Consider the following 15,649-nt stretch of genomic DNA (forward strand, 5'->3'; position numbering starts at 1 on the left):
TAGATCCAGCCAAGGCAACAATCCCCACAATTTCGGGGGGCTGGATTATGCTGGAGGCATGAACCGTCCCGATGCCCCTGCCGCTGCTTCCGCCCCGACGGGTCAATCCGCTGCGGGGACGGTCTCGCCACAACAAATGGTCAAGCAGATCGCGAAAGAATCTCGCGATCAAGCGGATTTCCTGCACCGGTTCACGCTCCACCTGGCCGAGACTTTTTCGGCGGCAGCCGTGGCCGTTCAGGACGCGTCGTTCCCACAACCTCGGATGTTGGTTCGCAATGAGTCCGTGGCCGCGGGACTGGACCGAGCCCGGTTGCGAACGCAGATCGAGGCGGTTTCGCCATCGGTGGCTTCGTTCCCAATCACACTGAACCACTCCACCGGCGATCGGTCCCAAAACGACGCTGGTCCACCCCCTGAAGGACCAAGAACCACAACCGCGTTGGGCGTGGAGATTTTCCCGGCTCCGTCCTTCGCGAGAATGGTGATCATCCAAACATCGGAGCTGTCCGCCGGCGATGTGTTGTTGGCAATGAAGTCACTCGGAGATTTTGCCGCCGCGGCTCGGAAGACGATGGGAACCGCGGATGAAGACATCGCGGATGCTGACACCAAGAAACCACGTCCAAACGCCCAAGCCTTGTCCGTCGCTGCTGCCGAACCGCCGTCGCTCGTGAACGCTTTCGATTCCTCCCGCGGCATTCGCTCTGCGCTACGAGCCTTTCATGCCGACTTGGATCCGACCGCGACCGCCTACCGAATCGCGTCGGAGTTGCCTCGATTGCTGCCGTGCGAACGCGCGGTCGTCTTGCTATCGAAAAACCCAACCGCTCGCAGGCCTCGATTTCGAGTCGCGGCGATCAGTGGTTCGTCAGTGATCGACCGGCGATCGCCGCTGGTTCGCTCGATGAACCAATTGGCGGACGCCGTTTCGGTTCTCAAGCGACCCTTGATTCTGCCTCCTTTGGCAAACTCGGATGCGACGGATCCAGCTGCGTTGTCACCTCAGTTGGTTTCGCCGCTGGAAACGTACTTGGACGAGTCCGGTGTGTTGTCGGTGGCGTTGATCCCATTGTTCGAATCCCTTGACGACACCTTGGCCGCTGCCGGTGTTGCTTCGTCCAAGGAGTCGGACGAGGACGCTCGTGAAAAACAACGCCGCGGATCGATGCCGGTCGCCATGTTGATGCTGGAAACTTTCTCAGGTGAACCGCCGGCGTCGATCACTCCAGCAATGTTGGAAGTGGCCGAGGAATCCTCCACCGCGATCACCAACGCGATGCGCTACGACAGCGTGTTCGCACTGCCTGTCCGACGTCCGGCCGCGGCGGCGACTCGCCGGGCAACCCGGCACTGGATCTTGGCAATCGGGATATTGGTCGCCGGCGGATTGCTGGCAGGGTGGTTCATTCACGTCGATCATCATGTCGTCGCGACGGGAGTGGCTCGCCCAGCGGTTCGCCAAGCCATCTTCGCGGGAATCGACGGTGTCGTCGATGAATTGCAGGTGCAAGATGGCGACGTGGTGCAGCAAGGCGACGTGCTGTTGACACTCGACAATGCGGAATTGACTCGCGAAGCCGAGGCATTGTCAGGACAACTCGCGACCGCCACCCAAAAATTGAGTTCGATCCGGGCGATGTTGTTGGCCGCGACCGCCGACGCTCATGATTCCGCCCAAAGCATGCTGGAACAACAAACGCTCGAAAACCAAATTGATTCGCTGAACAAGCGGCTGGCGATCAACCGCCAGATGAAGGCGATGCTGTCCATCGTCGCTCCGTTTGACGGGCAGGTCGTCGGCTGGCGATTGAACGAACGATTGAGCGACCGGCCGGTGTCTCGAGGCGATCGTTTGTTCGCCTTGGTTCAACACGATGGTCCGTGGGAGTTAGAACTGAAGCTCGAAGAGACACGTGCCGGCGAAGTGATCGACCGACATGCCGCCGGAAAGGCGTTGCCAGTTCGATTTGCGATTGAAACTCGCCCAACCGAAACGTTTCGAGCGAACGTGTCGGAGATCGGCGGGGTCGCTCGCAAACGCGCCGATGGACGCAACGTCGTGGACATCATCGCTGGGATCGACCAGGTTCCCGAGGACGGTTTTCGCGGTGATGCGGAGGTCACCGCAAAGATTATTGGTGGACGCCGCCGGTATCTGGCCAGTGCGTTCGACGACGTGGTCGCTTGGTTCCATCGCAACGTGCTGTTTCGGTTTCGAACATGAACGCGGGCGTCACCTCATCGACTCAGCGTCCGTTGGGCGTGCACCACAAAGTCGGTTTGAAAGCGGTGCGGGTCTCGCACCGACATACCGGTTGGGTCGTCGTTCACGATGCAATCGCAGGCAAGTATCACCGGCTTCGCGAAGACGAATACTTCTTGCTGACGTTGCTGGACGGGCAATGCAGCCTGGATGAGTTGCGAGATCACTACCAGGATCGGTATCCCAACCGCCGAGTCCGATCGAACCAGATCAACGCGTTGCTGTTTCGATTCCATGAGAGCGGGCTGACGACCAGCCTCGCGGCGATGCAAGGCGATCCGTTGCTCGCGCGGGCCGACAATGATCGCCGCCAAAAACGATGGGCAGCGGCTTCACAGTGGTTGTTCATGCGGTTTCCCGGAATCGATCCCGCACCCGTCATGCGTGTGTTGATGCCGATCGTGCGTCCGCTGCTGACTCCGTTTGGTTTGGTCACCCTGTTCGCACTGGTGGTCTCCGCGGCGATGATGATGTTGGTACATCGAACACGTTATCTCGCGGAACTTCCCGCGTCGCACGAATGGTTGACGATGCAGAATGCGTTGATCCTGGCGGGCGTGATCGCAGCGACCAAGATCGCTCATGAGCTCGGTCACGCCGTGGTGTCAGAGCGATTCGGTGCGAAGTGTCGATCGATCGGACCAATGCTTCTGGTCTTCACTCCGGCGCTCTACTGCGACACCAGCGGATCATGGATGATCCCCAGTCGTCTGCGTCGCGCGGCGGTCGCCATGGCTGGCATTGCCACCGAAGTTGTGATCGCATCCATCGCGGCCTGGGTTTGGCTGCGTACACCGGCGGGTTTGACGCACACGATTGCATCCCACGTGATGGTCGTTTGCGGGATCAGCACGATCGTCTTCAACGCCAATCCATTGCTTCGGTACGACGGTTATTATTTGCTGTCCGACATGACCGACATGCCCAATTTGGCTCAACGAGCCCAGCGGCGATGGGGGAGGTTCTTAGCAAATTTCTTTCTCGGCGTGCCATCTGAGGAACCCAACGAAGCCGCGGACCAGTCACCTTGGTTGTTGGTCTATGCCGTCGGATCGCTCGCTTACCGCTGGATCTTGATGGCCACGATCATTGGGTTCATCTGGATTTCGTTGCGTCCCTACGGATTGGAAATCATTGGTCAATTGCTCGCTCTGTTTGCAGCGACCTCCATGCTGTGGGCAGGGTGGATGCCGCTGCGTCGTTTTTGGAGAAATCCCGTGAACCGCCGAAAGATGCGTCCTCGCCGAGCGTTTGGATGGTGCGTGCTGTTTGCCGTGCTCGGCTACGCCGGCACGATTCCGTTGCCACGTCACGTCCACTCTGCCGTTCGTTTCTTGCCCCAGCACGAAGCCCGCGTGCACCTCACGTCACCAGGTGTCCTGAGCCAAATCCTTGTTGAACCCGGACAAAGAGTGTCTCGCGGCGATTTGTTGGCCGAACTCACCAACCCGGAAATTGAACTGGAAGTTTTGGATGCCGAAAGCGATGTCGCCGAACAAACGATGAGACTAGAAGGGCTCCGTGCTTCGCAAACATTGGTGCCGGAGGCCAGCACGCAATTGCCCGCCGCAAAAGCATTGCTGGATGAAATGCAGGACCGCTTGGCCGCAGCAAAACGCCGGCATCAGTCACTGACGATCACCGCTCCCTGCGACGGAATCGTGATGGTGGCTCAAAGCAATCCCCAATCTACGTCGGAATCATCACTCGACGCGGACGCCAATCCGCTGGACCTCGGTCCGGGGTTCAACCCCGCGGTGGATCGGGCGGCGGTGCGTTTGGCGTCCTGGTCGGAATATCCCACTGCGAAGGAAAACAGAGGCTGCTTGTTGGAAGCAGGCACCGAATTGCTCAGCATTGCGGCCTGTGACGAATCTGCCGAATCGCTCGAACCATCTGTTGGCACACCGGTTCCTTGGCGAGCCGAAGCGGTCGTGCAATCCATCCAGCGACAACGACTCAAACTCGGCGACCAAGCCTGGTTGATTCACGACGCTTCACCAACCCAAATCCTTCGCGGACGTGTCGTTCAAATTTCGGACGAGACGTACGACGCGCGAACGGACGCTCCTCGACGAGACCACCAGCGGGCGGACCAAGCGACTCGGGCCCCAGAAACAAGCTACGTCGTGGCGGTTTCAATCGAGGATCGCGACACAGCCCCCTCCAAATGCGTCGCCGGAGCCTCCGGCAGGGTCAAATTCGCGGTTTCTCCCGCCTCATTTTGGCAAAGAATTCGCGAACTTTTCTCCAGTTCATTTCGTTTCCGATAATCGATGTATCTTCCTCTCATTGCTGGACTTTGGTTGTCGAAATGATACAATGAGTGGTCCCGCCTTTCTGATGATGGCATCCAGCGATAGGCTTGGCAAAATGCGTGGCCATGTCATCACCCACCCGCACTGAACGATCGTTCTTCTAGGAGAAACCTCTTGAATATTCGTCCCTTGATTGCCAGCACCGCGGCTGCGTGTGCGTTGACCGCATCGATGGCCATGGCTGACACCGGAACGTTGAAAATGCGTTTCGTGTTGGATACGGACAACGCTCCCAAATTGGATCTGATCGATCCGAACAAGGACGTTGATTTTTGTGGCAAACACGACATCCCCAACGAAAAACTGATCGTTGATCCCGCCTCCAAGGGAATCAAAAACGTCTTGGTCTACGTTTACACCGGTCGTGGTGGAACGAAGCTGGATGACGTTCCTGCGAAGAACGAAACTCACGAACTGGCCAACGACGAATGCCGTTTCCAGCCTCACTATGTGATCGCCCAAACCGGTGACACGCTGAAAATCACCAACCCCGATCCCGTTGGCCACAACGCGAACCTGAACTTCTTTGCCAACAAGGCAGAGAACTTGATGATTCCCGCAGGGGCGGAAAAAGAGGTTGCTCTCGAAAAGCCCGAACCGGCAGCGATTCCAGTCGAGTGCAACATTCACCCGTGGATGAAGGCTTACGTGGTCGTCCTGGAACACCCTTACGCTGCTGTCAGCGGTGAAGATGGCACACTGACCATCGAAGGCATCCCAACCGGCGAAGTCATGTTCCGTGTCTCACATGAAGCCGGAAAAATCGACGAAGTCAAAATCGGTGGTTCAAAGGAATCATGGCGTCGCAGCCGCTTCGAGCTGGACATCCAACCCGGCATGAACGACCTGGGTGACGTCCTGGTCCCCGGCGATGCGTTGTCAGCTGACTGATCGAACGCCCACTCGTTCGCTCCAACCCAACGCTCGGCGTCGTCCTCAAAAACGACGCCGAGTTTTTTTATGCGTGGATCATCCGTCGCGGAGCGACGAAAGCCGCCAGCCTTGGGTTTCAACCCAAGGTCACCAACGCCCCAACACGATCACCGAGTCGCGGAGCGACGACATCTGGGATCAATTGTCGCCACTCCGCGGCTCGCCTTTTTTTCGAGGACTGTCCCCAGACCTCGGGTTGAAACCCGAGGCTGACAACTGCCACCGCTCCGCGGTTGGATTCACCGACGCCACCCGCAAACCATTCCCGTCGAACAGCGACCAGTCGCGGAGCGACGACATCCGGGATCAATTGTTGCCACTCCGCGGCTTTCCCTATTTTTGAGGACCGCCCCCAGACCTCGGGTTGAAACCCGAGGCTGGCAACTGCCACCGCTCCGCGGTTGGATTCACCGACGCATCCGGCAAACCATTCCCGTTGAAAATCCACCCGTCGCGGGTCACTCAGGTTCCGCGACGGTTTCCGTACCAACGGATTTGCATGCGGTCGCAGTACCGATAGCCACGTGATTCCGCCATCGGTTCCAACCAAGGCCGGACGGCGTCGAGTTGCTCGACGGAGATTCCCTGCGGCATCAACCACACCAGGTCTGCGTCCACACCGAGCTGGCCGACCACTTCGTCAATCTCCGCCAGTTCTTCCGCGGAGTCCACGACGAACTTCACTTGGGTCGCGTCCGCCGACCGAATCAGCTGCTTCATCGTGTCAATCGGCAACCGTCGTTCGCTGTGCAACTTTGCCCAGCGAGGGTGTTCTTTCTCATCCGGGGTGCTGGCCCGCAGCTTGGGGCTCAGCGACAACAAATCGCATCGCACGCCGGGGTCGACTGTGCCGGCGGTCTCGATGGTGACGTGATTTCCAGCCGCTCGAAGTCGATCCGTCAGACCCACGATCCCTTTCGCGATCAGCGGCTCGCCGCCCGTCAGCACAACGTGATTCGCCTCCGAATCGGCGACCAGATTCAGCAATGACTCGATTGTCTGAGGGGCGCCTTCGGGTTTCCAGGACGCGTAGGGCGTGTCGCAGAACCAGCACCGCAGATTGCAACCGCTGGTCCGAATGAAAACGCTGTTCGTGCCGGTCAATTGGCCTTCGCCTTGCCGACTGACAAAGGTTTCTGAAATCAACAGCGTGGACGGACGAGCGCGCGGATCCCCGGGGGTTTCCGCCGAGTCCTCAGCGGGTAAAACATCGACTGATTGATCGACCGATTTCAAACGACACCGCGTTTCTAGAAGTGAACCAAACCACGTGAGCGACACAGCCTCTTTCCGAGAAACTCTCGAAGTTTTTGACAACCCCGCCCCGACGCGAAATTTCACGATCGAGCATCACTGCCCGGAATTCACGTCGGTCTGCCCCAAAACGGGACAACCCGATTACGGAACAATCGTGTTCACGTACGTTCCTGACCAAGTCTGCGTGGAGCTCAAGAGCCTGAAAATGTACTTGCAGAAATTCCGTAACGAAGGAATTTTCTACGAGCAAGTCACCAACCGAATTCTGGACGACTTTGTCGCCGTCGTCCAGCCTCGCAAAGTCACGGTGGAAAGCAAGTGGACGCCTCGCGGTGGCCTGAACAGCAATATCATCGTGAACTACCCCGACGAAGCCTGATCCTGAAACTCAGGCCTGAACCGAATCTCGAGCCTGATTTGGTTCATGGCTCGGTCCTTCCCCCGTCTTCCCCCCAACCCCTCCTGCGATATGTCCTCTGTCATTCTGTCTGGTTTCGCTGACGAATCCGCCTTCTCAAAAAAGGCCAACGAACAGTTCGCCGCGCTCGCTGCAATCGGACTGCAGCACTACTCAATCCGCTTCGTCGATGTCGGCAACGGCATCAAGAACGTGATGATGCTGGAACCAGCCGAAATTGAAACGCTCCGTGAGTTGCACAAAGAGTACGGGATGTCGGTCAGCAGCATCGGCTCGCCCATCGGCAAGGTGAAGTTGCTGGACGTCGAAGACGGCACGTCGAACAAGTTCATCCCGTTTGAAAAGTACCTCGCCGAAGACGTGCAAATCGCTTGCGATCGCGCCGAAGCCTTCGACTGCAAACTGCTTCGCGGTTTCGCGTTTTACCACCCCAAGGGAACCGCACCGGAAGATCACATTGATCAAGTCTCCGATCAACTCGGTCAAATCGCGGAAGCCTGCGACAAACGCGGCCTGACGTTTGGTTTGGAAGTCGAAGCCAACCTGGTCGGACAAACGGGCGACTTGCTGGCTGCGATCGCCGCCAAGGTCAACAACCCGGCGCTCGTCACGATCTTCGACGGTGCCAACATGGTGATGCAAGGACTGAGCTCCGATCAGGTCTACGCCCAATACGAAGCGATGAAGCCATCGTTGGGTTGGTTGCACATCAAGGACTACAAAGACCCATCGCTGAACGGCCGCGTCGAGCATGTGGATGAAGAATCGGCCAGCCACTTTGTGCCGGCGGACCAAGGCGACAGCGCTCACGAGCGAATCTTCGAAGATCTGAAGACGTTCCTGCCAACGCTTGCCGACCGGATGTCACGTCGGGGCGTCAAAGGCATCTACCTGGACCTTGAACCGCACGTTCGTGGCGGAGGCCAATTCGGCGGCTTCAGCGGTCCCGATGGATTCGGCATCGCCGCTCGCGGGTTGTGCCGCGTGCTCGACAAAGTCGGCATCGACTATCACCTGCGAACGTTCGAAGACCTGGAAGCTGCCAAGGCCCAGGGCTGAGCCATGACCGACGACAAAGTCTTCGTCGTCCCAAAAGTCGCCACCCAACCCACGTAGAACGGGCACTCTTGCCCGTCTTCTCTTGGCGTGATCATCCCGAACGTCGGCCAAGAGTGGCCGACCGACGTCTATGGTCTCAGCCTGCCGATTGGCCGATCGCCGGCTTACGATTCCAATCGTAGAATCGTCGTGCCCAGTGGTGGCAGCGTGACTTCGATGCTGTCCGGTCGAGCTTGGTACTCCACCCCGGTGGATTGACACCCGGGGTAATTGCCCAGATTCGATCCGCCGTACGCTTCACCATCGCTGTTGAAAATCTCTTTCCAGAATCCCTTGAATGGCACACCCACGCGATAATTCGGACGTGGGACGGGGGTGAAGTTGTTGCAAACCAAGATCGGTGCGTCGCCTTCGTTGCCCTTTCTCAGGTAGACCAACACGCTGTCTTCCGCGTTTTGAGCATCAACCCATTCGAAGCCTTCGTCGGTGAAGTCGTGGTAGTGCAGAGCCGGATTCTCGATCACGATCTTGTTCAAGTCCGACACCAACTGCTGGACCCCGCGGTGCGTGTCGAAGTCCAACAATTCCCACTGAGGTCCGTCGTCCTCGTTCCACTCGGTCCATTGAGCGATTTCGCCGCCCATGAACAACAACTTCTTGCCAGGGTGCGTCCACATGTAACTGTACAACAGTCGCAAGTTCGCGAACTTCTGCCACATGTCACCCGGCATCTGGCTGATCAACGAACCTTTGCCGTGAACCACTTCATCGTGCGACAGTGGCAACGTGAAGTTTTCGGTGAAGGCGTAGATCAAGCTGAACGTGAGCTCGTTCTGGTGGAACTTACGGTGGATGGGTTCGTTCCGCATGTAGCTCAACGTGTCATTCATCCAACCCATGTTCCACTTGTAGGTGAAACCGAGTCCGCCATCGTAGGTCGGACGTGAGACACCGGGCCACGCCGTCGACTCTTCCGCCGCGGTGACAACGCCGGGATAGTTCTCATGCACAGCGACGTTGAAGTCACGCAAGAAGTCAATCGCTTCCAAGTTTTCGCGACCACCATAACGGTTGGGAATCCACTCACCGGCTTCGCGGCTGTAATCCAAGTACAACATGGATGCGACCGCGTCGACTCGCAGTCCATCAATGTGATACTTGTCCAACCAGAACAACGCATTGGCGATCAAGAAGTTCTTCACTTCGTTGCGACCGAAGTTGAAGATCATCGTGCCCCAATCGGGATGTTCCCCCTGCCGCGGATCCGAATGCTCATACAAAGCCGAGCCATCGAACTGGCGGAGCCCGTGATCGTCTTTCGGGAAGTGAGCTGGGACCCAATCGATCAACACGCCGATCCCGTTTTGGTGCATATGATCGACGAAGAACATGAAGTCCTCGGGAGATCCGTGACGACTGGTCGGCGCGAAATACCCAACGCTTTGATATCCCCATGATCCGGTGAAGGGGTGCTCGCTGATCGGCATCAATTCCACGTGGGTGAAATTCATGCGGCGGCAGTAGTCCACCAAGCGTTTTGCCAGATCACGATAGTCCAACCAACCGTGCGTTCGGCCAGGACCTTTTTGCCAACTGCCCAAGTGGACTTCGTAGACATTCATCGGAGCGTGCATGGGGTCGACTTCCGACCGCTGTTGCAACCAATCCGTGTCATTCCAGCTGTAGGTGCTGATGTCCGTGATGATGTTGGCAGTCAGCGGTGGCAACTCAGCGGCAAATGCCCAGGGGTCGCATTTGTCCATCCAGTGACCTTGCTCGGTCTGGACGCGGAATTTGTACTTCTGACCGACCGTCGCGCCGGGCAAGAACAATTCCCACATGCCAGTCGACTCGACCGGCTGCGCCACGTGACTGCGGCCGTCCCAGCCATTGAAATCGCCGACCACTTGTACCGAGCGAGCGTTGGGCGCCCAGACGGCGAAGTTCACGCCTTTGACGCCTTCGACTTCGCGAAGTTGCGCGCCCAGGCACTCGTACAGTTGATGGTGGCGGCCTTCACCGATCAGGTAGCGATCCAAATCACTGAAGATGCTGGGAACGGTGTAGGGAGAAGTCGTCTTCATTTCTTTGCCGGTCTTGTCGATCATTTGCAGTCTGGACGTGGAGGGCTTGGAGATGGGCTCATCGCAGATCGCTTCGAAGAATCCGCCGGGATGCAGCCGTCGCATGGGACGCCGCAAACCGCTTGCCGAATCGATCAGCCACACGGACTCGGCATTGGGTTCCAACACGCGAACGGACGTGGCTTCTCTTCCCCGATAGTTGACAGGGTGACGGCCCAACAAACTACCCGGGTTCGCCACACTGCCATCAACGAGTGACTGAATGGTCGATAGTGAAAGCTGCGAATTCATGGCTGAACTACGAATGAATTGATTGAAAATGTGGTCAAAAAAGTAAGAAATACGCCGGAAATCAGGACGTTTTGATCGGATTGGAACGCTGAATCCCGCGAGCCGAAACTGCGGTGCTCAGCAACCAGTCCCGCAGCCGATCGTTGGCTGTCGGAACCACTTGATTGGATTTCGGAGCCGGTGGCCCCGCGTGAGGCTGGTCGATTCGCGACCAGGGGTCATTCAGTTTGGTGGATGCACGAGCAGTCAACTCATTGACATCCGCTGCGGGGATCGCGCCATCCGGCGTGACCTGATCTGGCTTTCGACTGACCAACCGGGACGTCACCAAACAGGCTTGGACCTCGTGGATTCCCAACGCGTGGTCGACGCGTCGCCACAGGTCGGCGTGCTGGACTTCGACCCGGCGGCCAAAGTGATCCCACACGAAATCGCTGCGTCGCCATCTCGGCAACGAATCGGTGAGCGAACGAATCAAATATCGGTTGTGACTGAGCAAGGTGATGCCAGAGGGACCGTCCATCGCTTCCAAGCCCCGAACCGCCGCCAACAACGACAAGCGATTCAGATCACCAAACTCTCGATCTTCGGCTTCCATCACGGGTCGTCCGTCGGAAGTCTCGATCACAAATTGCCAACGGCCATCGGACAGCGACGTGCTGTCGGCCGAGACAACCAGCAAAAACGATCCGCGAGGTTTCGCGGGTGCGGGGTTGAAATCGGGATCGCCAAATTCGGACGTCATCGACGCGAATTCTTCGAGTGATTGCAAAGGATCCATCATGGTTGGGTTCGCCAGTGAGTTCGACGTGCTTTCAATGCGTGGGTTGCGATCGGTCTGGCGGCGGCCCCTTGGGTCTCGCCCGGATCCTTGGACGAGAGGGCCGCCGCATCGCTACACGCATCGATTGCTAGGGAGGGGAAAGCAAAGAGACGCGATCCATCGGTGCCAATCTCCAGGGGGTGCTCGTGTCGGCTATCAAATGTTGCTGCGATTTCAGCTTGCCGAAACTTCGAGGCAACCGCCTGGCGACAGAGAGTGCTTTCGTCGCCGCAGGCCTCCCCAGAAAAGCTTTCCTGCTCAAAAAGGTTTGCGCGATTTAACAAGGGATCGTGCAACCGTTGAAGTCAGCGCAACCGGCACGCATCGCCAGTCACAAAGCGATGGATGCAACCAAGTCATGGCGTGACGACAGCTGGAAACGCGTTCCGAACAACTGTCGCCGCTTCGCGGCTTGTCCGTTTCAGGTTTGCCGATCAAGACCTCGGGTTGAAAACCCGAGGCTGACAACTGCCACCGCTCCGCGGTTGGATTCGCCGACGCTGCACGCCCAGACAGTCAGGTGAAAACCCACGGCTTGAAACCACCGTGCATTTCTCCTCGACGGAAGGTTTGAAGGCCTTCTACAACCAGTCGCGGAGCGACGAAATCCGAAAGCCCTTGGGTTTCAACCCAAGGTCATCAACGCGCCAGCGTGTTCACCAAGTCGCGGAGCGACGACAGCTGGAAACGCGTTCCGAACAACTGTCGCCACTTCGCGGCTTGTCGGTTTCAGGTTTGCCGATCAAGACCTCGGGTTGAAACCCGAGGCTGACAATTGCCACCGCTCCGCGGTTGGATTCGCCGACGCGGCGCACCCGACCATTCGCGGCGCGATTCAGCCAGCATGGGCAACACGAGACGGGCGTCGTTGGGACGCCCGTCTACTCGTTTGGCCGCAGCAGATCCAGCAGAGCCTGGGCAACCAAATGCGGTTCTTCCACCGCTTGGTAATTCGCAGGCAAAGCGTCCACCAAGCATCCCGCATCGCCACCGGTCACCACCAAGGTCGCTGCACCGCCGTAGATTCGAAGCAATCGCTCCACGGCACCCGCAACGGACGAGAGCACGCCCAGTCGCATTGCCGCGACCGTGTCTCGGCCTGGTCCCTCAGGCATCTCGCGACAACGATGCGAGGCCCAATCAAGTTTGGGCAGTGCGTCCGTTCCCGCCGCCAAAGCTGCGGTCTGCATTTCCAAACCAGGCAAGATCGCTCCGCCACAGAACACGCCTTCTGCCGACACGAAATCCACTGTCACGGTGGTGCCCGCATCGACGATGATGACGGGAGCCGCATGACGTCGGAAAGCAGCCTCCGCTCCCAACAATCGGTCGATTCCAACTCGATCGGGATAGTTCACGTCGATGGTCATGGAGACATCTTGGTGGGTCACAAAACGCACCCGAATGCACTCGTAAAACGCGTCATCCAAAGCGGTTACCAAAGGCTCGGCGGACCCTCGGTTCACGCTTGCAACACGCACGTCGTAGCAAACCGACTCACAGTCGCTTGATTTGCATTCCGCCAGTTGTTTCCCAAGCGTTCGCAAGTGCTCGACACATTGCGTGATCCACTCAGGATCTCGCAACGAGATCGATCGCAACTGCGGTCCGCGATCCCTGTTCACGCCAGCGTTTTCGCCGGTGGATGCTCCCTCGGTGACCACCTTGATCGCGGTGTTTCCGATATCAATTCCAACTCGCACCATCACGACATCGCACTGCGATTCGCTTGGAAGCGTGGGTTCATTCGAAGAGGATGGTTCGTCTGTCATGTTCCTGCCGACGAGCTCAAGAAGGGCGGTCGCGACGTTCACCGGGGACAACCTTCCCGGTGTCGGACAACGTGGACGCACCCTGAATGTCCTGGGCTCGAATTTCGTCGGACAAGCACTCCGTGGCAGCAGCCTTGTGAGGCGGAACGCGACGTTCCTTTTTCGGTGTCGCCGGTGCATCGTCTTGGCGGATCAGCGTGGGGGTGATCCCAGCTTCCCTCATTTCTTCCCGACGCTTGCTGACCCGGACCATGATTTCGCCGACCAATTCCTTCAGTCCGACATCGGTCGCAGCACTGATCGAACGCAGTTCGCGAGAATGATTGGCTGGATTCTCGTTGAAGTATGCCTGAAGCTGCTCGCGGACTTCACCGTCAGGATCGAGTTCGCACTTGGTCATCACCACCAATTCATCACGGTCGGCGAGCGACTCATCGTAATGATGCAGTTCCTCTCGAATTGCGACGTAGTTTTGAATGGGATCGCTTCCATCAACCGGCGCGGGTTCGATCAGGTGAACCAGCAAACCGGCGCGTTCGACGTGTCGCAGGAACTCGTGCCCCAAGCCGATGCCCTCACTGGCTCCTTCGATCAACCCGGGAATGTCCGCCAGCACAAACGATCGTTCTGTGTCGACATCGACGATGCCGAGGTTGGGATACTTGGTCGTAAACGGGTAATCCGCGATTTCTGGACGAGCACTGCTGATGCGTGAAAGCAGCGTGCTTTTGCCAGCGTTGGGTTTTCCGATCAGCCCCACATCGGCGATCGACTTCAGCTCCATGATCACGTGCCGCACTTCGCCGGGCTCGCCCAGCTCGCGAATTCGCGGCGCCTGGTTCTGTGCCGTTTTGAAGCGAGCGTTCCCGAAGCCACCTTTGCCGCCGCGACAGATCACGAACTCCTCCCCGATTTGGGTCAGATCCTTGATCACAAAACCGTCTTTGGCGTCGATGATGCTGGTTCCACAGGGCACGTACAACCGCATTTCACGGCCTTTTCGTCCGTGTCGCAGGGCGCCCATCCCAAAGCCACCCTTTTCGGCCCGAAAGAACTTGCGATTGGCAAACTGGGCCAACGAGTTCACTCCCAGACGAGCTTCCAGGATGATGCTGGCCCCTCGTCCGCCGTTGCCGCCATCCGGGCCGCCTTTGGGGACGTACTTTTCCTTGCGAAAGCTCATGCAGCCATCGCCACCCTTGCCGGCCAGGAACTCAACTTCAACGCGATCAAAAAACATTTGGAAAGCTTCTAGCTATTGGCTCCTAGCGTTCAGCCAGCAGCCGTAAAATGAAAACGGACGCGGTGATTGTATCACCACGTCCGAGGAATTCGCTCAAAAAGCTTCTCGCGAATCGCTAGAAGCTAGTGGCAATCGCCAAAGGCGATCTTAGAGCATTTTGCCGAGTTTGCTGCACAGGTCAGCGGTACGGCTGGAGTAGCCCCATTCGTTGTCGTACCAAGACACGACTTTGACCATCTTGCCCTTGTCGCCGAGGACTTGGGTGAAGTCCGAGGCGAAGATGCTGCTGTGTGGGTCGTGCACAATGTCGCTGCTGACGATCGGGTCGACAGCGTAGAACAGAATGCCCTTCATCGGGCCTTCTGCAGCGGTCTGAATCGCCAGGTTGATGTCTTCCTTGGTGACTTCCTTGCTCAGGTTGACGGTCAAGTCGACCACGCTGCCCGTTGGCACTGGAACTCGCATCGCGATGCCAGTCAGCTTGCCTTGCAGTTCAGGAATCACCAATCCAACGGCTTTGGCAGCACCGGTGCTGGTTGGGATGATGTTCACAGCGGCAGCGCGAGCACGATACAGGTCAGCGTGTGGCTGGTCCTGGACGTTTTGATCGTTCGTGTACGCGTGAACGGTCGTCATCAGGCCCGATTCGATTCCGAACGAATCGTTCAGGACCTTGGCAACGGGAGCCAAGCAGTTGGTCGTGCAGGAAGCGTTGCTGACGCAGTTCAAATCGGCGGTGAGCTTGTCGTCGTTGACGCCCAACACGCAGGTCAGGTCAGCACCGTCTTTGGCAGGTGCGGACAACACAACCTTCTTTGCACCAGCAGCCAAGTGGCTGTCGTAGCCGGGCTTGTCGGCGGTCGAACGTGCGGTGAAGAAGCCAGTCGACTCGATGGCGATGTCGACGTTGTGGTCTTTCCAAGGCAAGTTGCGTGGATCACGCTCAGCCAAAGCCACAATTTTCTTGCCGTTGACGGTCAACGAGGTGTCGTCGTACTCGACGGTGCCGTCGAAACGACCGTGGATGCTGTCGTACTTGAGCAACATTGCCAAGGTGCGATTGTCGGTCAAATCGTTGATCGCGACCACTTCGAACTCGTCGCTTCGCTCCATCAGGTTGCGAAAAGTCAAACGTCCGATTCGGCCAAAGCCGTTGATTGCTACTTTAATAGCCACTGATTTCGT

Annotated in this window: 11 protein-coding genes; 5 read left to right on the forward strand and 6 right to left on the reverse strand. The window is 57.9% G+C overall.

Annotated elements, in window-relative coordinates:
* The first annotated feature begins 58 nt into the window (after positions 1-58).
* The 3 genes from RISK_RS20725 (at position 59) to RISK_RS20735 (ending at position 5,475) form a co-directional block, all read left to right on the forward strand.
* Entirely contained in the window at positions 59-2,227 is a 2,169-nt protein-coding gene (locus RISK_RS20725; protein ID WP_047816229.1) for an efflux RND transporter periplasmic adaptor subunit, read from the forward strand.
* A complete protein-coding gene (locus RISK_RS20730) occupies positions 2,224-4,539 on the forward strand; it encodes a biotin/lipoyl-binding protein (RefSeq protein ID WP_047816230.1) in 2,316 nt (771 codons plus the stop codon). Before RISK_RS20725 ends, RISK_RS20730 begins: the two co-directional genes overlap by 4 nt.
* Positions 4,540-4,698: 159 nt before the next feature.
* Positions 4,699-5,475, forward strand: coding sequence for a methylamine utilization protein (locus RISK_RS20735; RefSeq protein WP_047816231.1), 777 nt, complete (start codon positions 4,699-4,701; stop codon positions 5,473-5,475).
* A 504-nt stretch (positions 5,476-5,979) separates the two neighbouring features.
* Here the strand turns inward: RISK_RS20735 and RISK_RS20745 are convergent.
* The gene (locus RISK_RS20745; RefSeq protein ID WP_047816233.1) at positions 5,980-6,798 is read right to left on the reverse strand and encodes a 7-carboxy-7-deazaguanine synthase QueE; all 819 of its coding nucleotides are present in this window, start codon (positions 6,796-6,798) and stop codon (positions 5,980-5,982) included.
* Between RISK_RS20745 and queF the strand changes: the two genes are divergently transcribed.
* On the forward strand, positions 6,788-7,153 hold the full coding sequence (queF, locus tag RISK_RS20750; RefSeq protein WP_047816234.1) for a preQ(1) synthase: 366 nt from the start codon (positions 6,788-6,790) through the stop codon (positions 7,151-7,153). The two genes, RISK_RS20745 and queF, sit on opposite strands and share 11 nt — an antisense overlap.
* Positions 7,154-7,243: 90 nt before the next feature.
* Positions 7,244-8,251: a sugar phosphate isomerase/epimerase family protein gene (locus tag RISK_RS20755; protein WP_047816235.1), complete on the forward strand. Its 1,008-nt coding sequence runs from the start codon at positions 7,244-7,246 to the stop codon at positions 8,249-8,251.
* A 164-nt stretch (positions 8,252-8,415) separates the two neighbouring features.
* Here the strand turns inward: RISK_RS20755 and glgB are convergent, their stop codons facing one another.
* The 5 genes from glgB to gap form a co-directional block, all read right to left on the reverse strand.
* Complete coding sequence (gene glgB, locus RISK_RS20760) at positions 8,416-10,626, reverse strand: 1,4-alpha-glucan branching protein GlgB (protein WP_047816236.1); 2,211 nt, start codon at positions 10,624-10,626, stop codon at positions 8,416-8,418.
* Between the two features lie 61 nt (positions 10,627-10,687).
* Complete coding sequence (locus RISK_RS20765) at positions 10,688-11,410, reverse strand: ribonuclease H family protein (RefSeq protein ID WP_047816237.1); 723 nt, start codon at positions 11,408-11,410, stop codon at positions 10,688-10,690.
* 920 nt (positions 11,411-12,330) lie between these two features.
* Positions 12,331-13,221: a type III pantothenate kinase gene (locus RISK_RS20775; protein WP_047816239.1), complete on the reverse strand. Its 891-nt coding sequence runs from the start codon at positions 13,219-13,221 to the stop codon at positions 12,331-12,333.
* Between the two features lie 16 nt (positions 13,222-13,237).
* Positions 13,238-14,461: a GTPase ObgE gene (gene obgE, locus RISK_RS20780; protein ID WP_047816240.1), complete on the reverse strand. Its 1,224-nt coding sequence runs from the start codon at positions 14,459-14,461 to the stop codon at positions 13,238-13,240.
* Positions 14,462-14,611: 150 nt separating this feature from the next.
* Entirely contained in the window at positions 14,612-15,640 is a 1,029-nt protein-coding gene (gap, locus tag RISK_RS20785) for a type I glyceraldehyde-3-phosphate dehydrogenase (protein ID WP_047816241.1), read from the reverse strand.
* Positions 15,641-15,649 lie beyond the last annotated feature (9 nt).

Source organism: Rhodopirellula islandica (assembly GCF_001027925.1).
GTDB classification, from domain to species: domain Bacteria; phylum Planctomycetota; class Planctomycetia; order Pirellulales; family Pirellulaceae; genus Rhodopirellula; species Rhodopirellula islandica.

Bases quoted from the DNA above. Each gene is read 5' to 3' on its own strand.
- RISK_RS20725 (WP_047816229.1), top strand. From the start codon at position 59: ATGAACCGTCCCGATGCCCCTGCCGCTGCTTCCGCCCCGACGGGTCAA.
- RISK_RS20730 (WP_047816230.1), top strand. From the start codon at position 2,224: ATGAACGCGGGCGTCACCTCATCGACTCAGCGTCCGTTGGGCGTGCAC.
- RISK_RS20755 (WP_047816235.1), top strand. From the start codon at position 7,244: ATGTCCTCTGTCATTCTGTCTGGTTTCGCTGACGAATCCGCCTTCTCA.
- glgB (WP_047816236.1), bottom strand. From the start codon at position 10,626: ATGAATTCGCAGCTTTCACTATCGACCATTCAGTCACTCGTTGATGGC.
- RISK_RS20765 (WP_047816237.1), bottom strand. From the start codon at position 11,410: ATGATGGATCCTTTGCAATCACTCGAAGAATTCGCGTCGATGACGTCC.
- RISK_RS20775 (WP_047816239.1), bottom strand. From the start codon at position 13,221: ATGACAGACGAACCATCCTCTTCGAATGAACCCACGCTTCCAAGCGAA.
- obgE (WP_047816240.1), bottom strand. From the start codon at position 14,461: ATGTTTTTTGATCGCGTTGAAGTTGAGTTCCTGGCCGGCAAGGGTGGC.